The following is a 21,744-nucleotide window of genomic DNA, read 5'->3' on the forward strand; positions in this document are numbered from 1 at the left end:
ACCTGGAATCCAGACAGCAAAATAAAAAAAGCCTGATAACATCATGTATCAAGCTTTTTAAAATACGAAAAACGTAGAAAGAATAAAAAGTTAGAGATTTAAGTTTTTAAAATCCTGAATATTTAATTCTGAAACCTTACCACGCCAGATCCATTTCAGCTTAGACTCCAAAAATACATCTCCCTCAAACCACACAAACAGCCCTTCCATCATTTCCGGCCAGTCCTCGCGACTTACTTCCTGCCGACCAGACATCACCGCAATCATGGCTGCCAGAATAGTATCGTGGCTCACAGCAAGGCTCACACCGTACTTGTTTTGTGGATGAGTGTTATAAATTAACTCCAATACATCCACTACACCACGAATCGGGTGTTTCATTCCCGGCAAAGCATTATTGACGAAGCTGTTAATAAAACCCAGCGCTCCCTGTTTAGTAAAATAAGGGCCTGCTTGCTGAATATCCAGTACAAAGCTTCCCGGCTCGACCAGCAGCCCTTGCTCAATAATTTCAATCCGATGAGTATTCGGCTCAGCCGTAACTCCATCCGCACCTTCAATCATTAAGGCGGCAGTATCAATACAGCGCTGGATCGGACTGGAAATACAATGCTGGATAATACGATCTGTGCGATCGGCCAGATAAGCCCCCCATTCCTGTGCCAGTTCTCTTCCTTGCTCAGTCAACTGTAGATCATAGCCTGCCAGCCCTTGGCCCTGGACATTTTCACGGATCGAGTGACGTGTGAACAAGGTGACCGGGGTCTGTCCATCAGGTAGTAAATCTATAGCACTTAACATGCTAGGTGGAAGCAGCTTTAGGGACACGTCTTGACCAGTTCCATTCGTGAAGGATTATCCTTCACTATAACATGCTCAGGATTTTGCTCAATGCTTGGACTGCATATCGCTCAATGCCTTTAAGGCAAGCATTTTCATCTTGTGATTCTTATAAGCAATAAATCCGCCATTCAGCAAGGTGTCACGCTGATTATAAATGAATGGCCGCCCTTCCAGGTCAATCAGTCCGCCACCGATTCGTTCGATCATGCACTGGCCAGCACTGGTATCCCATTCAGCAGTTGGGTGAAATCGTGGATAAATATCCACCTGATCTTCCAGCATCATACAGAACTTGTAAGCACTGCCTGCCTTAAACTCGCTATATGAAGTGAATTTAGCCAAGCTTTGCAGATATTCAACATATTTCAGCTTCTGCTGGCTACTCTGACTCAAACCAACATATACAGCCTGATGATCCGTCGCCGCTTCATAGCTGAACCATACATTATGGTGAATATCATATTTCAACGGCATGCCGTGCTCCGGGCAGAAATAAATCAGCTGCTGAGCCGGAACAGCCAATATGGCGAAGGTGGTTAAGCTCCCCCTCACCAGACTCAAGTTAATGGTAAATTCAGGCCGCTGGTGCAAAAACTCTTTGGTTCCATCTAAAGGATCAAGCAACCAGAATTCCGACCATTCATGACGCTGGTCCTGATGACCTTCTTCCGACAATAACGGTAACTCCGATATATCTGCCAAGGCTTGAGTCAGATATTTATTCACCCGAAAATCTGCTTGTGTCACCGGAGAATCATCACTTTTCTTGACAATATCAAATGCAGCACCCGAGCAATAAAGCTGATATTCTTCTCGCAAAATTTCACAAGCCTGTGTCAAGATGGGCACAAGCTGCAAAATCATGGGATCTTGTGGTGTTATTGTCGTTTTAAACATAGAAAACCTTAATATGTCGAATTGCTCAGAAAAACCGGCCGTTTTTTTTGATATGGACGGAACCTTGCTTGATCTTGCCTATGATGATTTCATCTGGAACGAATTATTACCAGTACGTTATGCTGAAACACATGGCTGTAGCCTGGAACAAAGCCGCGCCACCCTGTATGCCTTCTACCAACAACACAATCATACCCTAAACTGGTACTCTTCAAGCTTCTGGACGGCTAAAGTTGGAGTCGACGTCCTGGCCATGCAAATAGAACATAAACATAAAGTGGCTTTGCGTCCTTATTGCCTTGAATTGCTCGACTATCTGAAAAGTAACGATTATCCGATCTGGCTGACCACGAATGCCGACTGTGCCAGTCTGGCGTTTAAACTCGAACAGATGAATTTAAAAGATTATTTTGATGTGATTGTCAGCTCGGTAGGACATGCCAAAGAGTTTGTAGAATTCTGGCAAGGTTTAAATGCCCTGCATCCTTTTAATCCAGAGCAGGTTTATTTTATTGATGATACCGAAAAAGTCCTGAATGGTGCCCGTGCTTACGGGATTCAGAACCTGTTTAGCATCCAGCAACCCTCGTCTGGCAAAGTTGCACGCAAGACTTGCAATTATCCAATGCTGCACCAATTAACAGAACTGATCACCCATTTAAATCAGACTGAGGTAAGCAAGCAATATGCGTAAATCGTCTTTACCTGAAGATGCGGTAGGCATGCGTATAGACAAATGGCTGTGGGCGGCACGTTTTTTTAAAACCCGTTCAATTGCCAAAAATGCTATTGAGGGGGGCAAAGTCCACCATAATGGCGAACGGGTTAAAGTATCACGCGAAGTCCGTGTCGGAATGGAGTTGACGATTCAGCAAGGCATCGACAAGAAAACAGTAGTCGTGAAAGAACTTTCCGATGTACGCGGTCCTGCGCCAGTCGCACAGAAACTTTATGAAGAAACTGAAGTCAGTATTGCACGCCGGGAATTGATTGCATCACAAAGAAAGTTGCATAATCTAGCCCGTCCCGATCATCGGCCGAGCAAAAAAGACCGTCGGGACATCAGTAAATTCAGAAATGAAAATAGTCAGAACTTTGACCAGCAGTGGTCATATAATGATGATTAAACACAAGCGTCAGAATGTGTCGCAACACACCTGACATTGATAGAATAGCAAGGCATTTTCTGTCACCATACACTTGTGGAACGAAGCTCTAATTTAAGACATCCACTTGAGTACTAAGTTTGTGACATCGTATTGAGGTTATAAGATGGATGAGAATAAAAATAAGGCGCTTAATGCTGCCTTAAGCCAAATTGAAAAACAGTTTGGTAAAAACACAGTGATGCGTCTTGGTGACAATACCGTGCAGGCAGTTGAAGCTGTATCTACAGGTTCATTAACGCTTGATATTGCACTCGGTATTGGTGGTTTACCGAAAGGCCGTATTATCGAGATTTATGGTCCTGAATCTTCAGGTAAGACCACGATGACCCTGCAAGCGATTGCTGAGTGTCAAAAAGCAGGCGGCACATGTGCATTTATCGATGCCGAGCACGCGCTTGATCCTCAATACGCCCGTAAACTTGGTGTAGATATTGACAACCTATTGGTCTCTCAACCCGATCATGGTGAACAGGCACTTGAGATTGCAGACATGCTGGTACGCTCTGGCGCAATTGACATGATCGTCGTCGACTCCGTGGCTGCCCTAACCCCTCGCGCTGAAATTGAAGGCGAAATGGGCGACTCACACATGGGCCTGCAAGCACGTTTGATGAGCCAGGCACTGCGTAAAATTACCGGTAATGCCAAACGTTCAAACTGTATGGTCATTTTCATTAACCAGATCCGTATGAAAATTGGTGTGATGTTTGGTAGCCCGGAAACCACGACTGGTGGTAACGCACTGAAGTTCTATGCTTCTGTACGTCTGGATATTCGTCGTATCGGTCAGGTCAAAGAAGGTGACGAGATTATTGGTTCTGAAACCAAAGTCAAAGTTGTGAAAAACAAAATGGCGCCTCCGTTCAAAGAAGCCCTGTTCCAGATTCTGTATGGTAAAGGCGTAAACCATCTAGGTGAACTGATCGACCTTGCCGTACAGCAAGAAATCGTACAAAAAGCCGGTGCATGGTATTCATATCAAGGCGACAAGATTGGCCAAGGTAAGAACAACACGATTCGCTACCTGGAAGAACATAAAGAAATGGCTAAAACCATTGAAAAGCTGATTCGGGAGCAACTGCTTACCAAAGCCGTAATCACTGAAGAAGATGATAAAGAAGAAGCAGATCTTTTAGATGCCTAATCTATTATTTGTTTAGTCTTTAAACACCATCCAGAGCGCCCTACGGGGCGTTTTGTTATGATGGACTGGTTTACTTTATTCGAGATCAGCATGTCGGACGCAAAATTCAGTAAGCTCTTGGACTATGAAGCGATTAAGCAGCAGTTTGGTGATACTGAAGATTCAGTACACACCTCAACTGTTCCGTCTCAAGTTTTGCCAGAATTTGATCCGGAAGACAGTTTATTTGGACAGCCAGATAAGCAAGAGAAAAAACCAGGCCTTAGCGGCTCTCGTCTGCGTTCTTATGCCTTTGCCGTCTTAACCCGCAAGGAATATTCCAAAGCTGAGCTGATCGAAAAACTGGCGCTTTATGCAGAAGATCGTAATGAGGTCATCGCTTTGGTCGATGAGCTTGCCAAAGAAAATTACCAGAGCGACCAGCGTGTCGCTGAAATCATGCTATCGAGTCAAAAGCGCAAAGGCAAAGGCCCCAATCAAATTAAAATGAAGCTTAAAAGCAAGAAAATTGATACTGCTTTGATTTCCGAAGAGCTCAAGGAAACCGACTGGGTACAACAGGCCTATGAGCTTAAACTTAAAAAATATGGGCCAGAAGTCAGCAAAGACCGCAAACTTAAGGCTAAACAGATCCGCTTTCTGATGTATCGTGGTTTTGAAATGGATGCGATCATAAAAGCCATTAGCCGCAAGCCTGAAGACTAACCCTACTCTTTCTTCAATATATTCGTTTACTCAGCTTTCCAGTTCTTAACTTTAGTCCTACTGATTTCTACTCATTCAATGATGATACATCTGTCAGACGAAACACTGAGGTGTTGATAGAGCAATAAAATTAAATAAAAAATGCGATAGGTGGGTTTTAAATAGAAGAGCTTAAATCTAATCGGATAAATGAGATTGCGAATATGTATAATTTTTATAATTAAATATATGGTGGCAACCCTACCAGCAAAGCTTCGGCACATCACAGTTCTATTACCGTTGCTACCTTCCGGTCCTGGCGGGGTTCATAGAGTGCAATTGCGAAGTAACCGGCAGGGCTACCATTGCAGGAACAGAGTATAAAGATTTTTAAGGAAGTTGCAAGTACTTACATTTAAAACTAGCTCACAAGCTATCCGATTGATTACTTTAGAAACAGTCTGGATATTTTAGCGCTTTTTGATTAATCTTCATATTCAGTTCATGAACAGCAAAATTAACTGAATCTTTGTAAAACCTTGTTGCAATTTCTAAAAATGCCGTTTTTAATGTGGATAATAGAGAGCAGATCTTCTTGTTGATATAACTGTGTAGCGAGCCTAGGTCTCGCCAAGAATTATGGAAATTATAGAATGTTTAAGAAAACGGCATTGTGTGCTTTGACTGCACTCTTTACAACGCCCCTGCTTGCCGCCATTCCAATAGAATCACGCGGATTAAGCCAATCCAACAATCCTGCAGCACAAGCCGCTATTTCTACCAGCTCAGATACGCCTGTACAGACCAATACCAGCTGGCAAATCATGCAAAAAAACCAGCAGCTTGAAAATGATTTGCGTAGCTTGCGCGGAAAAATGGAAGAGCAGGAAAACGAGATTGAACGTCTTAAAAGCGAATTGACCAACCGTTATGCCGACTTAGATCAGCGTCTGGAATTATTACAGCAAAAAATAGAACCGACACAGGATGCACCAACGGAGGATAATCAACAGGATACTTCTCCCAGTTTGAGTTCAACACCAGCAGCAAACACCAGCAGCACACAAGCTAATGAGCAGGAAAAAGCCGCTTATACCATTGCACTGGATGCTTATAAAAATGGCGGTGCTGCTAAAGCAATCGCACCAATGCAGAATTTTATCAAGAACAATCCCAATAGCGTGTATATCAGCAATGCGCACTTCTGGCTGGCTGAGTTTAATCTGGCCATTGATCCACCCAATTTTGCAGAAGCCAAGCGTAATTATACGGTAGTTACAGAACGCTTTCCCAAATCATCGCGTGCACCACGTGCCTTGTATCAGCTTTATAGCATTAGCAAGGATGTAGAACACAAGCCTGATGTAGCGATGCAGTATAAAAAACAGCTATTAAGTCAGTATCCACAATCGGAAGAAGCGCAGTATTTTAAATAAAGGCTGTTTAGAAAATAAAAAAGACACTCTCAAGGTGTCTTTTTTATAAAAAATGCTTTAGCGTATGATTCCGCGTTTTGATTGCTCCAGAGAGTCAATTAGACGCTGCGCTTCAGGCACTTCTGGTAAAATCTCACTACGAATTTTTTCAAGCGCTTCCTGAGTGGTCAGACCCGATTTATAAATGAGCTTGAAAGCTTCACGTAAGCCATTGACCACATTCTTGGACCAACCCTTACGACGCATCCCTTCCACATTCATGGCAAATGCATGTGCAGGATTTCCAGACACCATTACATACGCTGGCACATCTTTGAGAATGAGTGAAGCACCGCCAATCATGCTATATGAATCAATTTTGCAGAATTGATGAATTCCGGAGTTACCTCCAACCACAACATAATCACCTACATGCACATGGCCAGCTACACCGACATTATTTGCAAAGATATTATGATCGCCCACCCTACAGTCATGGGCAATATGCGTATTCACCATCAGCAGGTTATGACTACCCACTTTAGTAATGCCCTGATCCTGAACCGTACCACGATGCAAACTGCAATGTTCACGAATCTTGTTGTGATCACCAATTTCTAGCCAGGTTTCTTCACCTGCATATTTGAGATCCTGACAAACTTCGCCCACACTGGCGAACTGAAAAATTTCATTATATTCACCCATACGCGTATAGCCACCCACCACAACATGTGAATGAAGTTTGCTACCCGCGCCAATAGTGACATTCGGTCCAATAATACAATATGGACCAATTTGCACATCAGCAGCAATTACTGCTGATGAGTCAATAATGGCAGTTGGGTGAATAAGGGGATTATTGCTCATGCCTGCTCGACTTTTTGATGCGAAACCATAATTTCCGCGGTTGTTGCGACGACGCCATCTACAGTGGCAATACAATTATATTTGTAAATGCCTCGCTTTTGCATCACTAATTCAGCTTTTAAAACCAATTGATCACCAGCAACCACTTGTTTTTTAAATCTGACCTTCTCAGCGCCAGCAAACAGGAACAAAGAACCTTCACTTGGAACTTCGTTATTCATGACAAAACCCAAAATTCCAGAAATCTGAGCCAATGCTTCAACAATCAGCACGCCCGGCATGATCGGATAATTCGGAAAATGACCTTGCAAAAACTCTTCATTAATCGAGACGTTCTTATAACCAACAATACCATTTTCAGTAATATCGACTACACGATCAACCAGTAAAAATGGATAACGATGGGGCAAATATTCACGAATTTTTTGAATATTCATTGGTAATTCAGGCTTCGTCAATGTAGGCAAATTCGACTCTGTCATCATAATTATTTACGCAACTTTAATGTTGATTCAATGGACTCAATTTGAGATTGCATATGATCCAATCGTTTAACCAACTGGGTCAATGGCACATCTGCTAATTGTCTGAGGCGAACCACTGTGCGTTTCCATTTCTGATTTTCAAACAATCCAATCCCCGAAGAATATTTTCCATCTTCAGAAATATTATTTGTCACCATTGACATTCCAGTCAAAGTCACATTATCAGCAATATTTAAGTGCCCAGAAATTGCGGTACCACCACCAATGATACAGTTTTTGCCAATTGAAACACTTCCTGCAACAGCAGTTTTCGCAGCAATAGCGGTATTGGCACCTATTTTAACGTTATGCGCGATTTGCACAAGGTTATCAATAATAACACCTTGTTCCAGAATCGTATCATCCAAAGCACCACGATCTACACTACAGTTCGACCCAATCCTGACGTCATCAGCGATGCGAACAGAACCTAACTGGGCGATCCTGTGCCATTTCCCTTGGTAAGGCGCAAAACCAAAACCTTCACTACCAATCACCGTATTGGCATGAATACGGACACGGTTACCAATTTTAGCTTCGCCAGTTAGGGTCACATGTGCATCAATAAAACAGTCCTGACCGATTTCCACAGCATCATCAAGATATGTATGTGCTTGAACAATCGTATTTGCACCCACCACACAATGCTCACCAATCACTGCATAGTGACCAATATAGGCATCGTCGGCAATTATTGCTGAAGGATGAATTTGTGCAGTACTTTCAATTCCAGTCATGCTATGTTTTTTTTCAAAAACATGCGTCAGGATGGCAAAAGCCAGATAAGGATTATCCACCACAATAAAGTTTTGCTGTGAAGTGCATTGCTGTTTCAGTTCAGCAGTGACAATGAGCGCACCCGCCTGACTGTGATTGGCCTGCTCTAGATATTTGTCTGCATTAACGAATGCCAAATCTTGTGAGGTTGCATGTTCAAGACTGGCCAAACCTCTCAAATGCAAATCTGCCTGACCTACACACTCGCCTTGAACCAGGCGAGCAAGATCAGCTAACTGAAGCTGTTGATGATTCATTGATTTATTTAATTGCATTAACCTTTTGAATCATTTTATCAGTTAAATCATACTTGGCGTCATAAGTAAGCGTGGAATTTTTATTTAAAACCACATCTAGGTTGTTTTCTTTACGCAATTGCTCTGCAATCTGTTTCACACGTCCATCAAAAACTGTCCGGATTTGCTGAATGGAGCTTTGTACACTGCCTTGAACGGTTTGCTGAAGCTGAGCCAATTCCTGAAGTTTAGCCTGATATTGAGCTGACATTTTCTGCTTTTCAGCATCACTGATTTTGTTATTTGCCTGCGCTCGCTGCTGTAAAGCCTCAAGCTCTTTACTTAACTGGTCAATCTTGGTGGTTTGAGGCTGAATTTTTTGCTGGAATGCAGTATTTTCCTGCTTTAAATAAGTACTATTTTCAACCACACGCTCCAGATCAATTACACCAATCCCGGCTGCTTGAGTCAAAGGCGCGAATGTTGCTAAAACCAGGCTCATTGTCATCATTATTTTGTTCATAGTTTTTACTCTTTCAAAAAATTTGCTCACAAGGCCACAACCTCATGAGCAAATTTTATATTCTTCATGGATAAATAATTTAGAATGTACGTCCAATTTCAAACTGTACATTCTGGGTATCATCACCTGGCTTATCGTTAAGTGGATAAGCATAGCTGAGTGATAATGGGCCAATCATGGTAATCCAGGTAAAGCCTGCACCAACGCTATAGCGCATATTGCCACTATCAAAGCCGAAGTTGTCTTTACAGTATTGTTTTGCATCTACACCAGGATCATCCATTTTACCAGTCAAATACAGCTTACCTGATGGTACATCACACTGAGTATCAAATACTTGAGCACCTTCAGCAAACAGTACTGGACGCACCTGACGTGCCCAATCCCCTTTAAACGGCACAGGCAATACCAACTCAGCACCAAACTGAATTAGCGCATTACCACCCACTTCTTCTGGATCATAATCTCGTTTGTGTGATTCGTTATAAGTTACACCAGGGTATTTAGGTCCAAGCGTACTGTTCTCATAACCACGCACTGAGCCATAACCACCAGCATAGAAGTTCTTATAGAATGGCAGGTCATTACCATAGCCCAGCTTACCGTAACCGCGCAGCACAAAGTCTTTACCCAATGGGAAGAGTGCTTGTGCATCATAAGATACTTTTTGATATTCCACATCACTGCCCGGTAATGCAATTTCTGCATTGACTCGATGTGACATTCCCGTAGTTGGGAAGACTGGACGGTTTAAAGTGTTATATGACCAACCTAGATTTAAATTATAAGTCAGGAATTCTCCACCAAACTCATCATCAAATGAGGTAAAACCAATATCTTGATTATTACCATCTCGGCAAAGACGATCAAAATAACCTTCTGGTGGATTAGAAGGTTTTTCCAGATCAGGATCAGCTGCTAAATCAATCTCCCATTGTGATTTTAGGTTATCGCTCGAACAATACTTACCTTCGCCTTTAGCTTTACCACCATTCGCTAACAAATAATCCCGAACATAGGTCGAGACATAGGGACCAGTCGTGACTTCAGTCTGGTCAATATTCAGGCCCAAACTTACACTTTGGTTTTCATCAATTGGATAACCAAAATTGATCCCACCACCAAAACTGTCAGTCACATAGTTATTGACGTTATAATCATCATCTAGTTTGGTTTTACGATAGTAAAGATTATAACCACGACGTACGCCATCAATGGTGAAATACGGATCCATCACGCTCAAGTTATAATAATCTTGAGTTTCAGAACGGGACAGGTCTATAGAGACGCTATTCCCTGTACCCAAGAAGTTGGTTTGACTTAAGCCAGCCTGGAAGGTCACACCACCACTTTGCGAGAAACCAACTGCCAGTGTACTGGTTCCCGAATGCTGCTCTTCTACTGCAATATTCAGATCAACCTGATCAGGTGAACCCGGAATACGTACAGGTTTAACATCTACACTCTTAAAGAAACCGGTGCGTTCCAGACGAACCTTTGATAGATCAATCTTTTCATTACTGGCCAGTGCCCCTTCCATTTGGCGCATTTCACGACGCAATACTTCGTCTGCGGTCTTGGAGTTACCTGTAAAGTTAATACGTCGTACGGTAATCTGTTGACCTGGATTAATATAATAATTCAAATCAACTTGCTTGGTTTCTTCATTAATCTGAGGAACCACATTCACTTCAGCATAGTAATAACCAGCATTACCATATTTACGTAGCAACAACTGCTTGACTGCATTTACTTTTTCCTGTGAATACACTTCACTTTCTTTATACAGCTGTAAAGCTTTTAACTCTTCAGGCTGATAAAGCGCATCACCCAAGAACTTGGTTTGGCCAAATTTAAACTGCTCACCTTCATCGACTGAAACTTCAATGAACACATTTTTTTTATCTTCACTCAGGTTCAGGCTGGAGTTGGCGATATTAAAGTTGATGTAACCACGGTTCAGATACATCGCACGCAAGGCTTCCAGACTCGCAGCCATCTTTTCACGTGCATAGCGGTCATTACGCGAAACCACTGAACTCCAACCACTTTCCTTGACCGCAAAAGCCTGCTTAATCTCGGATTCTTTAAATACCGTATTCCCGATGATATTAATATCAAAAACTTTAGCGGCTTTGCCTTCTACAAAGTCAATCAGTAATTCAACCCGGTTATTTGGTCGTGCAGTGGTGGTTACCTTAATATCGGCATCATAACGGCCTTGCTGCATATATTGCTGCTCAAGCTCGGATTCCACTGTTTGCAGCGCAGATTTTCTCAGCACCTCACCTTCAGCCAAGCCCATTTTTTTCAGGCCTTCTTCAAGTGCTTCTTTTGGAATCAACTTGTTGCCTTTGAGCTCAATCTTTGAAATAACCGGACGCTCTACCACCTGGAAAACCAGAGTATTTCCCTGCTGAACGGCTTTGATATCATCAAATAACCCTGATGCAAACAGGCTACGAATTGCATTGGCAATCACAGGATCATTCACACGGTCACCACTGTTGACCGGCACCAAGCTATACAGATTTTCAGGAGTTAAACGTACTAATCCATCAAATTTTATATCTTGTACAATGAATTCATCTACTGCATATACTTGTTGTGCTGCTGCCATTGCACTAACGAGTGCCAAAGGCATAAATAAATGTGTGTGCTGCATGCCAGTCTTTTCCGCTGTTAATTTATTTCATTTACGTTCTTATAAACGCATAAAGTCATTAAATAATGCCAGAAGCATCATACTGCCGAGCAGTACCATACCAATTTTAAATCCAACCAATTGTATTTGTTCAGAAACAGGTTTACCACGAATTAATTCAATAAAATAGTAAACCAGATGTCCTCCATCAAGCATTGGAATGGGCAATAAGTTTAATATTCCTAAACTTACACTCATTAGCGCCATAAAGGAAATAAAAGTTTCCCAACCCATTTCTGCACTTTGTCCGGCTACCTTGGCAATGGTAATTGGGCCAGAGAGGTTATCCAAACCGATCATTCCACGGATCATCTTCACAATCGAGTTTACAATCATGGAGGAAAGCTGTGCGGTTTTATCAAAAGCCATGACCAGTGCTTCGGCCGGGTTATAATGAATGGTCTGTTTATATTCTGCGGGAATGGTAATTTTACCCGGATCACCCTGTACGCCAAGCATACCAGTGACATTGCCCATATTGTCACGCTTTCCTTGTGGCATAACTTCAAGCTGTACCACCTGTTTATCCCGCAATACTTCTATCTTGAGCAGTTTTTCCGGAGAGGCCTGAACCACTTGCACCACATCGTACCAGTCTTTCATCGAGGTGCCATTAATGGCCAAGATACGGTCACCCTCCTGCATCCCTTGACGGATGGCCGCACCATCGGCGGTCAGCTTGGAGACCACTGCTGGAACTTGCGGGCGATAAGGCAAGAAGCCTAGCTCTTCTAAGGGAGATTGAGACTGATCTTTGAGAAAATCCTTAATAGGGAGCTGAAAAGTTTTAGTTTCACCTGACCGCTCAGCCTGAATACTGATATTGCCAGTTTCACCGACACGATCGACCAGCGCATAGCTGAGCTTTTCCCAGGTTTCGACCTTCGTTCCGTCTATCGCAACAATTTTATCCCCTTGCTGCATATGTACAGTAGCGGCAGGCGTATCGGGAATAATCTTGCCGACCCGGGTATTTAGCTGTTCCTGAGCAGGTAAAAACAATATCCAGAAGAGAACCACAGCCAGCACCAGATTGATTAAAGGACCAGCAGCCACAATCGCGATACGCTTCCAGGGATGCTGACGGTTAAAGGCTTTGGGTAAGTCTTCTTCCGCGACATTGCCTTCACGTTCATCCAGCATCTTCACATACCCACCTAAAGGCAAAGCAGAGAGCTGATACTGGATACCTGATTTTTTGGAGGTCCATTTGATCAGAGTCGGGCCAAAACCAATCGAGTAAACCAACACTTTAACGCCCAGTTTACGTGCCACAATGTAGTGACCAAACTCGTGAATCGCAATTAAGGGACCGAGTAACAGGATTGCAGCGGCAATAATAAACAAGGCGTTCATCTCTTAACTTCCTTTATTCACCACAAATTGCTGTGACAAACCTCGTGCGGTCTGATCTGCCTGCAAAATAGTTTCCAGATCATATGCAGGCTGATTATCCATCTGGTTCAGGACACTTTCAACCACCTGAGGAATTTGGGTAAATCTAATCTCTTGATTCAAGAAGGCAGCCACAGCAATCTCATTGGCTGCATTTAAAATCGTCGGTGCAATTCCGCCGCTCTGCATAGCTTGGCGGGCCAGCTTTAATGCAGGAAAACGTTCCACATCCGGCTCCTGAAAATTCAGCTGTGAATGTATAAATAGATCTAATGGTGCGATATGGGTACTGATTCGCTCAGGCCATGCCAAAGCATGTGCAATTGGCGTTCCCATATCCGGATTGCCCATTTGTGCCAAAGTCGATCCATCTACATATTGCACCATGGAATGAATAATACTCTGTGGATGCACAACGACTGTAACAAATTGTTCTTCAACTGCAAATAAATGGCAGGCTTCGATCAATTCCAGCCCTTTATTCATTAAAGTCGCTGAATCTACCGAAATTTTTTGCCCCATGGACCAGTTAGGATGTTTACAGGCCTGCACAGGTGTCACCTGCTCAAGCTCTTCCAGACTATGATTTAAAAATGGGCCGCCTGAGGCGGTCAGTAGAATCTGCTGTACGCCGAGTTTCGGCTGGCCATTGCGCTCTGCCTCAAAGTAGTTTTGCGGCAGACACTGGAAAATGGCATTATGCTCAGAGTCTACAGGCAGCAATAAGGCACCATGCTGACGCGCAGCCTGCATCATGATATCACCGGACATCACCAAGGCTTCTTTATTGGCCAGTAGAACGCGTTTAGCTGCTTTTACTGCTGCCAATGTCGGCAACAAACCTGCTGCACCAACAATTGCCGCCATCACGATATCCACCTCAGGATGTTCGGCAACTGCAATTAAACCGGCCTCATCCTGCAAAATCTCGATATCAGACAATCCCTGCTGCTCAAGCAGATGGGCAAGCTCATCTACCTTTTCAGAAGGCACCACAGCAACTTTGGGGTGATACTGCTGGCAGATTTCAGCCAGTTCAATCATACGACTTTGCGCTGTCACAGCGAAAACCGAGTAAGCTTCAGAGTGCTGCTGCAGAATCTTTAAAGTACTTTGACCAATGGAACCTGTAGCACCCAGTATACAAACAGCTTGTGACATTTATAAATTTACGCCAATAAGTTTTAAGATATAGATACCAGTTGCAAAAATTGGAGCTGCAGCCAGCAAAGAATCAATCCGGTCCAGCACACCGCCATGACCGGGCAGAATACGACCAGAATCCTTGATTCCGGCACGACGCTTGATCATGGATTCAAACAGATCACCCAAGACCGAACTAAAGACGGTTACGATAGATAAAATCAGAAATAGGCTGAGTTCGGCCCAAGTCATTTCCAGATATAAGGAAGCCACGGCGATTACGATCAGCATTGAAGTCACAATACCGCCATATAGCCCTTCGACAGACTTGTTCGGGCTGACATTCGGCGCAAGCTTTTTCTTGCCAAATTTACGCCCTACAAAATACGCCCCGCTATCTGCACCCCACACCAGCAGGAATAGGTACATCAACCACCAAGGTGAATTTTGCCAAACCGAGAAGATTGCCGTTACAGCTGCTGAAATTAAAATAATACCAAGACCTTGCAGACTGACATTGTACCAGCCGTCGTAATCAGGATAGGATTTCACCCAGTAGATGCTGAGCAGCCAGGTCATGATCGAAGCAGCCCATAATAATAAGGCAACATCCCAGTAATATAAGGCCAGTGCAGATAAGGCTGCGGTCATCAGACCATAACCCCATCCCACCGGCTTGATTACATTTTTAGATTTTCGCGGCATGAGCTTAAACCACTCATAGCCTGCAACCCCAGCAGCCACAACCATTAAGGCAAACATTGGATAATGTGATTTGGTAGCAAACATGCAGCTGATCACTACGGCTACCAACACCAATGCGGTTATAATCCGCTCAAACATGTTTAGTTCTCAAGTTTTTCCTGACAAATCTGTTCTGATGTTTTGCCGAAACGACGCTCACGCCCACCAAATACAGCCAGCGCATCATCAAATTCTTCTACAGTAAACTCAGGCCATAAAGTTTCAGTAAAATATAGCTCTGCATAAGCCGCCTGCCAGAGCAGGAAATTAGACAGACGGAAATCTCCACCTGTACGAATCAGCAAATCCACAGCAGGCAAATCACCTAAACAGACATATTGACCAAAGACATCAGCATCAATTGCATCAAGATTTAATTTATTTGTTAAAACATCTGCAGCAATCTGCTTCGCAGCGTGTGCCATATCCCACATACCGCCATAACTGATGGCAATGGTAAGTGTCATACTGTTGAAATTAGCAGTCCTTTGTTCAGCATGCAACATTAGTGATTGCAGTTCAGGAGATAAACGCGAGCGATCTCCTATAAAACGCAGTGCAATATTGAACTTTTCCATGCGAGGCAATTGCTCATGAATCGTATCTAGCAGCAGATTCATCAGCAATTCAACTTCATATTGAGGACGATTCCAGTTTTCGCTGGAAAATGCAAAGACAGTCAGCGCCTGAATATTTCTTTTTTTACAATGTTCTACAATCGGATCCAGAACCGTTTTTCCTTCACGGTGTCCATCACCTTTCTGCATCTGATTTTTTTTGGCAAAACGATTGTTGCCATCCATAATGATGGCAACATGTTTTGGAAGATGGGGGTTTTCTTCAGCAGTGGTCATTGATGAATTAAACCTTCATCAATTCAGCTTCTTTCGCAGCCAAGCGTTTATCTACTTCAGCAACAAATTTATCTGTAATTTTCTGGATGTCGTCAGATGCACGGCGCTCATCATCTTCAGAAATCTCTTTCTCTTTTAATAAGGCTTTAATATCACCCAATACATCACGGCGGATGTTGCGGATTGCAACTTTGGCATTTTCAGCTTCGTTACGTGCCACTTTTTGCATGTCACGACGTGTTTCTTCGGTTAAAGCGGCCATAGGTACACGGATTGCATCTGCCGTAATCGGGTTCAGACCCAGGTCTGATTCACGAATCGCTTTATCAATTGCAGATACCATTGAACGCTCAAATGGCTGAACCAGTAAAGTACGCGAGTCTTCAACACCTACGTTAGCAACCTGATTTAATGGCACATCAGAGCCATAGTAAGGAACCATAACACCGTTTAAAATAGATGGATGTGCACGACCTGTACGAACTTTTGCAAAACCATTTTCCAATGAGTCAAGTGACTTGTTCATACGCTCTTCTGCGTCTTTTTTAAGATCGTTAATCATATGATCTTCCTTACTTAATTCTAAAGAGATAAATGCTAAATTAGCGGCTAGTATAAATGGCTTCAGGACTCACGTCATTAATTCGTGACGTGAGTGCCCTCATTTTCACCCATCACAACGGACAATAAAGCACCAGACTTGTTCATATCGAAGACTTGTAGCGGCACATTGTGATCACGGCATAGACAAATGGCGGTCAAATCCATCACACCCAGCTTTTCATCCAGTACCTGATCGAAGGTCAATGTATTGTATTTTACTGCATCTTCATACTTGCTTGGATCTTTATTATAAACACCATCAACTTTAGTGGCTTTAAGAATCAGATTCGCTTCAATTTCAATACCGCGTAAGCAAGCTGCTGTATCCGTAGTAAAGAATGGGTTTCCTGTACCGGCAACAAATACACACACTTCACCGCGTGTCAGGTGACGGATAGCATCACGGCTAGAATAAGATTCTACAACTGTCCCAATTGGTAAAGCTGACAGTAAGCGTGTTTTGATATTACGGCGCACCAAGGCATCACGCAGGGCCAGACCGTTCATTACAGTTGCCAGCATTCCCATTTGATCGCCTGTTACCCGACCGACCAGACCGTCTTTTTGTAGCTGGCTACCACGATACAGGTTACCACCACCGACCACGATACCGACTTGAACACCCAAACCAACCAAATGGGCAATCGATAAAGACATCTGATCCAGGATCTGGGCATCAATCCCCATGTCTTTATTCCCTGCCAGTGCTTCACCAGAAAGCTTTAACAGGATACGACCAAATCGAGGTTTTTTAGAATCCAACATCTTCCAACTCCAAAGTATTCAATTCAAAATATTTTTAATTCAAAATCTTAAGCAGACTTGATCGAAATCAGCTTGGCAAACAGGTCATATTCGTCTGCATCTGTAATTTCAACCTCGAGCACATCACCCGCCTTAATCCTGTTTTTATCAATATCTTCTACAAAGACATTGCCATCAATTTCAGGGGCGTCGGCATAAGAGCGTGCAACTGCAACCGGGAATTCATCTTCCAGGTCATCAACCAGCACAGTCATGGTCTGACCAATACGCTTTTGTAATTTTGCCGCGGAAATTTCCTGCTGTACCTGCATGAAACGTTCATAACGCTCCTGCTTGATTTCTTCCGGCACATGATCCGGCAAATCATTGGCCGTTGCACCTTCAACCGGTGAATAGGTAAAGCAGCCTACACGGTCCAGCTGTGCTTCTTTGAGCCATTCCAGTAATATCTGGAAGTCTTCTTCAGTTTCACCCGGGAAACCGACCACAAAGGTAGAGCGAATCACCAGCTCCGGACATTTTTCACGCCAGAGTTTTAAGCGCTCCAGTGTGTTTTCACTGTGCGCCGGACGTTTCATCAGCTTTAAGATACGCGGGCTGGCATGCTGGAATGGAATATCCAGATAAGGCAGAATTTTACCTTGGGCCATCAGATCAATGACTGCATCGACGTGCGGATAAGGATAGACATAGTGCAGACGCACCCAGATGCCAAGCTGACCTAAAGCTTCGCACATGTCATAGAATTTGGTTTTAACCGGCTGACCGTTCCAGAAATCCAGCTTATATTTGGTATCGACGCCATAAGCCGAAGTATCTTGAGAAATCACGAGTACTTCTTTAACACCGGCGCGTTTGAGTGCTGCTGCTTCTTCAAGTACGGAACCGACAGGACGGGAGACCAGATCACCACGCATGCTCGGAATAATACAGAAGGTACAACGATGGTTACACCCTTCCGATATTTTTAAGTATGCATAATGTTTAGGAGTTAAGCGGATACCCTGCTCAGGCACCAGATCAATAAATGGATTGTGTTTTGGTGGTTCAGGCACATATTGATGAACCGCATCCATTACTTCTTCATAGGCTGCTGCACCTGTCACTTTCAGGACATTCGGATGCATTTGACGAATTTTGTCTTCGTCTTTACCCAGACAACCTGTTACGATGACACGACCATTCGCGTTCATCGCCTCACCGATTGCATCTAAAGACTCTTGTACTGCAGATTCAATAAAACCACAAGTATTTACAACAACTAAATCAGCACCGTCATAATCCGATGCGACATCATAACCTTCAGTCTTTAACTGAGTTAAAATTCGTTCGGAATCTACCAATGCCTTAGGACAACCTAAAGAAACAAAACCGACTTTGGGGGATTTCATGAATCTGCGCTCCACTAGAATGCGCGTATTGTATGACTTTTCTAATCATAAAAATAGTTGAAAAGCTGACTCTTTGCATCACGCACCAAAATAACGCTATAAAATAACCAACACAAATAACAATGCACCAAAATGAATCATTTTTAGTTTACAGGCTGAATTTAATCCGTTATACCTGGATTTATTGATGTGCTTATCGCGTATTTCGTGCATTTTCAGCCGGATTTTATAGAGTTGTAAAGTTGGCGTACATCTTGCTTAATCCGCCTAACTCTTGAACTTTTAAATTTTTTATTGGGCTTTATGAAGATGCCATTGCGCCATTTTAAAACAGGGAAACGACTGCTAATGGATCAGCCTAATTCGATTGACTATCGTGTTTTGGTGGACAATATGACCACCGCTATTTTGCTGGTAGACCGTGATCTAAATATCTTTTATCTCAACTCGGCCTGCGAAGCCTTATTTGATATCAGTTTATTACGCGCATACGGCACACCAGTCATGAATATCCTGCATGTACCCACCGATGAGTTTAATACTGAAGAAGCACTGCTCAATACCTTGAGAACAGCTCAACCTTATACACGCCGTGAAGCCACGCTAAATGTCAACTTTAAAGACATTCATGTGGACTATATGGTGTCACTCTTAAATGCTGGCAAGGACTATCACCCACTTCTGCTGATTGAGCTAAATCAGCGTGACCGTATGCTGAAAATCTCCCGTGAAGAAAACTTTAGTCAGCAGCATCAGGTTGCCCGCCTGCTCATTCGTGGAGTTGCCCATGAAATCAAGAATCCGCTGGGAGGAATTCGTGGTGCGACCCAGCTCTTGGCCCGCAGCCTGAATGATCCGCAATATAAAGAATTTACTGACATTATTATCAGTGAGGTAGATCGGCTTAGAAATCTGGCCGATACCATGCTCGGTTCACGCCAGTTGCCGAGTTATCAAATGGTGAATGTACATGAACCACTTGAACGTGTCCGCGCGCTGATCGTAAACCAGACCAAGAAAAAAATTAAGATCATTCGTGATTATGACCTTTCTTTGCCTGAAGTTCTGGCAGACCGTGATCAATTGATTCAGGTCATGCTGAATATCTGTGCCAACGCCATTCAAGCTATAACGGAAAATAAAGATTTTTTCATCGAGCATCAGCCTGAGCTGATTTTAAGAACCCGGATTCAGCGCCTGATCACGATTAACGGTACGCTGCACCGTTCGGTGATCCGTATTGATATTGAAGATAATGGCCCTGGTGTTCCGGAAGATATTCTGGAATCGATCTTTTATCCGCTCGTTACCAGCCGTGCCAAAGGCACCGGACTTGGCCTCAGTATTGCTCAAAATATTATCCATCAGCACAACGGCATCATTGCCTGTCATTCCGCACCCGGAAAAACCATATTTAGCTTATATTTACCTTGGGAGTCAGACCATGCCACACAATAAAATATGGATCATTGATGATGATCGGACCATGCGCTGGGTGCTGGAAAAAACCTTCAAGGAAGAAGGCTTTGATGTCACCAGCTTTGAAGAAGCACAATCGGCTCTCGACCAGTTAAATAGTAATGCGCCTGACGTAATTTTAACCGATATCCGCATGCCCGGTATTGATGGCCTGACTTTTTTAAGCAAAGTCAAACATAAGTATCCTGACCTGCCTGTCATTATTATGACGGCGCACTCTGATCTGGAATCGGCAGTATCCAGTTATCAGACCGGCGCTTTTGAATATCTGCCAAAACCGTTTGATATTGATGAAGCACTGGCTTTGGTCAATCGTGCAATTTTACATCTGAATAAATTACAGCAGCAGGAATCTGCCAGAACAGCACCAGCTATTCAATCTACAGAAATTATTGGCGAATCACCGGCGATGCAGGAAGTCTTCCGTGCCATTGGCCGTTTATCCCAGTCGCATATTACGGTATTAATTAATGGTGAATCCGGTACCGGTAAAGAACTGGTCGCTCATGCCCTGCATCGTCATTCGCCGCGCAGTAACAAACCCTTCATTGCCCTGAATATGGCCGCGATTCCCAAAGACTTGATCGAAACCGAATTGTTTGGTCACGAAAAGGGAGCTTTTACCGGAGCAAATACACAACGTCAAGGCCGTTTTGAACAGGCCAATGGGGGTACCTTATTTTTAGATGAAATTGGCGATATGCCTTTTGAGACCCAGACCCGCCTACTGCGTGTTCTGGCCGATGGCGAGTTTTACCGTGTCGGTGGTCATATTCCGGTTAAAGTCGATGTCCGTATTGTCGCAGCCACCCATCAGGATCTGGAAAAACTGGTACAGGATGGACGTTTCCGCGAAGACTTATATCATCGCCTGAATGTCATTCGAATTCATATTCCGAAACTGGCTCATCGCAGTGAAGATATTCCAATGCTGGCACAACACTTTTTGGCACTTGCTGGCAAAGAGTTAGGCGTTAACCCTAAAATCTTGCGCCCAGAAACTCAGGAATATATGCAAAAGCTACCTTGGCAAGGGAACGTGCGTCAACTGGAAAACACCTGTCGCTGGCTCACCGTCATGATTACCGGTCGTGAGATCTATCCTCAAGACCTGCCACCAGAGTTAAAACAGATTCCCATCCAGCAGCAGGATGCAAGCGCTCTAATTCCAACCCCAAATCAGATTGCAGCTCCTCAATGGGATGAATTACTCGGCCAGTGGGCTATTCAAAAACTCAAAAATGGCGAAATGAAATTACTGGATGTGGCCACCCCGATGTTTGAACGCACTCTGATTAATGCAGCCCTGCAACAAACCCGTGGCCGTAAACGTCATGCCGCAGAACTGCTAGGCTGGGGACGCAACACTCTCACCCGCAAACTTAAAGAACTTGGAATGGACAGTGCCGATGACGATGTTGAAGAAGAAGCTGAAACCTAGTTATTCAGGTGTGTATTTCATAAATGGATTGCGCTGCAAGTTAAAACTGGGCAGATGAGGCATAAAAGAAAGGAAAAACCATCGCTATGTTCACTGTGCAAGAAGACGAATATGTTTTTTGTTATCTCATTATGAGTCATTCACTT

General features: G+C 43.5%; 21 protein-coding genes and 1 other RNA gene. 7 read left to right on the plus strand and 15 right to left on the minus strand.

Features of this window, described 5'->3' with window-relative positions; all coding sequences use genetic code 11:
* Positions 1-90 precede the first annotated feature (90 nt).
* Together E2K52_RS03605 and E2K52_RS03610 are read right to left on the minus strand one after the other, a co-directional pair.
* A complete protein-coding gene (locus E2K52_RS03605) occupies positions 91-828 on the minus strand; it encodes a histidine phosphatase family protein (RefSeq protein WP_151203784.1) in 738 nt (245 codons plus the stop codon).
* 60 nt (positions 829-888) lie between these two features.
* On the minus strand, positions 889-1,740 hold the full coding sequence (locus E2K52_RS03610) for a 3'(2'),5'-bisphosphate nucleotidase CysQ (RefSeq protein ID WP_151203786.1): 852 nt from the start codon (positions 1,738-1,740) through the stop codon (positions 889-891).
* Between the two features lie 13 nt (positions 1,741-1,753).
* Here E2K52_RS03610 and E2K52_RS03615 point away from each other — a divergent pair, with 13 nt between their 5' ends.
* The 4 genes from E2K52_RS03615 (at position 1,754) to E2K52_RS03630 (ending at position 4,758) form a co-directional block, all read left to right on the plus strand.
* Positions 1,754-2,434 (plus strand): HAD-IA family hydrolase, encoded by a 681-nt coding sequence (locus E2K52_RS03615; RefSeq protein ID WP_151203788.1) that lies wholly within the window; start codon positions 1,754-1,756, stop codon positions 2,432-2,434.
* The gene (locus tag E2K52_RS03620; RefSeq protein ID WP_151203790.1) at positions 2,427-2,867 is read left to right on the plus strand and encodes an RNA-binding S4 domain-containing protein; all 441 of its coding nucleotides are present in this window, start codon (positions 2,427-2,429) and stop codon (positions 2,865-2,867) included. The genes E2K52_RS03615 and E2K52_RS03620 overlap by 8 nt, the downstream gene beginning before the upstream one ends.
* Positions 2,868-3,012: 145 nt before the next feature.
* Complete coding sequence (gene recA, locus E2K52_RS03625; protein ID WP_151203792.1) at positions 3,013-4,053, plus strand: recombinase RecA; 1,041 nt, start codon at positions 3,013-3,015, stop codon at positions 4,051-4,053.
* 90 nt (positions 4,054-4,143) lie between these two features.
* Positions 4,144-4,758 carry a regulatory protein RecX gene (locus tag E2K52_RS03630; protein WP_151203831.1) on the plus strand — a complete coding sequence of 205 codons (615 nt, stop codon included), beginning with the start codon at positions 4,144-4,146 and terminating at the stop codon, positions 4,756-4,758.
* 238 nt (positions 4,759-4,996) lie between these two features.
* Here the strand turns inward: E2K52_RS03630 and ffs are convergent.
* Positions 4,997-5,093: signal recognition particle sRNA small type (gene ffs, locus E2K52_RS03635), an RNA gene on the minus strand.
* Positions 5,094-5,390: 297 nt separating this feature from the next.
* Here ffs and E2K52_RS03640 point away from each other — a divergent pair.
* On the plus strand, positions 5,391-6,173 hold the full coding sequence (locus tag E2K52_RS03640) for a YbgF trimerization domain-containing protein (RefSeq protein WP_151203794.1): 783 nt from the start codon (positions 5,391-5,393) through the stop codon (positions 6,171-6,173).
* Between the two features lie 57 nt (positions 6,174-6,230).
* Here the strand turns inward: E2K52_RS03640 and lpxA are convergent, their stop codons facing one another.
* The 12 genes from lpxA to rimO all read right to left on the minus strand — a co-directional run bounded on the left by lpxA (position 6,231) and on the right by rimO (position 18,678).
* Positions 6,231-7,019: an acyl-ACP--UDP-N-acetylglucosamine O-acyltransferase gene (lpxA, locus tag E2K52_RS03645; protein ID WP_151203796.1), complete on the minus strand. Its 789-nt coding sequence runs from the start codon at positions 7,017-7,019 to the stop codon at positions 6,231-6,233.
* On the minus strand, positions 7,016-7,501 hold the full coding sequence (gene fabZ, locus E2K52_RS03650; RefSeq protein WP_373688392.1) for a 3-hydroxyacyl-ACP dehydratase FabZ: 486 nt from the start codon (positions 7,499-7,501) through the stop codon (positions 7,016-7,018). Before fabZ ends, lpxA begins: the two co-directional genes overlap by 4 nt.
* A gap of 5 nt (positions 7,502-7,506) precedes the next feature.
* A complete protein-coding gene (gene lpxD, locus E2K52_RS03655; protein WP_151203801.1) occupies positions 7,507-8,577 on the minus strand; it encodes a UDP-3-O-(3-hydroxymyristoyl)glucosamine N-acyltransferase in 1,071 nt (356 codons plus the stop codon).
* 4 nt (positions 8,578-8,581) lie between these two features.
* Entirely contained in the window at positions 8,582-9,079 is a 498-nt protein-coding gene (locus tag E2K52_RS03660) for an OmpH family outer membrane protein (RefSeq protein ID WP_151203803.1), read from the minus strand.
* Between the two features lie 79 nt (positions 9,080-9,158).
* Positions 9,159-11,744, minus strand: a complete 2,586-nt coding sequence (gene bamA / locus E2K52_RS03665; protein ID WP_151203805.1) for an outer membrane protein assembly factor BamA — start codon at positions 11,742-11,744, stop codon at positions 9,159-9,161.
* 39 nt (positions 11,745-11,783) lie between these two features.
* Complete coding sequence (rseP, locus tag E2K52_RS03670; protein WP_151203807.1) at positions 11,784-13,139, minus strand: RIP metalloprotease RseP; 1,356 nt, start codon at positions 13,137-13,139, stop codon at positions 11,784-11,786.
* 3 nt (positions 13,140-13,142) lie between these two features.
* Positions 13,143-14,339 carry a 1-deoxy-D-xylulose-5-phosphate reductoisomerase gene (ispC, locus tag E2K52_RS03675; protein ID WP_151203809.1) on the minus strand — a complete coding sequence of 399 codons (1,197 nt, stop codon included), beginning with the start codon at positions 14,337-14,339 and terminating at the stop codon, positions 13,143-13,145.
* Complete coding sequence (locus E2K52_RS03680; RefSeq protein WP_151203811.1) at positions 14,340-15,164, minus strand: phosphatidate cytidylyltransferase; 825 nt, start codon at positions 15,162-15,164, stop codon at positions 14,340-14,342.
* 2 nt (positions 15,165-15,166) lie between these two features.
* A complete protein-coding gene (gene uppS / locus E2K52_RS03685) occupies positions 15,167-15,919 on the minus strand; it encodes a polyprenyl diphosphate synthase (RefSeq protein ID WP_151203813.1) in 753 nt (250 codons plus the stop codon).
* A gap of 7 nt (positions 15,920-15,926) precedes the next feature.
* A complete protein-coding gene (gene frr, locus E2K52_RS03690; protein ID WP_151203815.1) occupies positions 15,927-16,481 on the minus strand; it encodes a ribosome recycling factor in 555 nt (184 codons plus the stop codon).
* A 77-nt stretch (positions 16,482-16,558) separates the two neighbouring features.
* Positions 16,559-17,287, minus strand: a complete 729-nt coding sequence (gene pyrH / locus E2K52_RS03695; RefSeq protein ID WP_151203817.1) for a UMP kinase — start codon at positions 17,285-17,287, stop codon at positions 16,559-16,561.
* A 47-nt stretch (positions 17,288-17,334) separates the two neighbouring features.
* Positions 17,335-18,678, minus strand: a complete 1,344-nt coding sequence (rimO, locus tag E2K52_RS03700; protein WP_151203819.1) for a 30S ribosomal protein S12 methylthiotransferase RimO — start codon at positions 18,676-18,678, stop codon at positions 17,335-17,337.
* Positions 18,679-19,026: 348 nt separating this feature from the next.
* On the opposite strand from rimO, the gene glnL reads away from it, so the two are divergent.
* Both glnL and glnG read left to right on the plus strand, forming a co-directional pair.
* Positions 19,027-20,136 (plus strand): nitrogen regulation protein NR(II), encoded by a 1,110-nt coding sequence (gene glnL, locus E2K52_RS03705; RefSeq protein ID WP_151203821.1) that lies wholly within the window; start codon positions 19,027-19,029, stop codon positions 20,134-20,136.
* Positions 20,123-21,598 carry a nitrogen regulation protein NR(I) gene (glnG, locus tag E2K52_RS03710; RefSeq protein ID WP_151203823.1) on the plus strand — a complete coding sequence of 492 codons (1,476 nt, stop codon included), beginning with the start codon at positions 20,123-20,125 and terminating at the stop codon, positions 21,596-21,598. Before glnL ends, glnG begins: the two co-directional genes overlap by 14 nt.
* Positions 21,599-21,744: the final 146 nt, after the last annotated feature.

The organism is Acinetobacter sp. RF14B (assembly GCF_006864105.1).
Taxonomy (GTDB): domain Bacteria; phylum Pseudomonadota; class Gammaproteobacteria; order Pseudomonadales; family Moraxellaceae; genus Acinetobacter; species Acinetobacter lwoffii_C.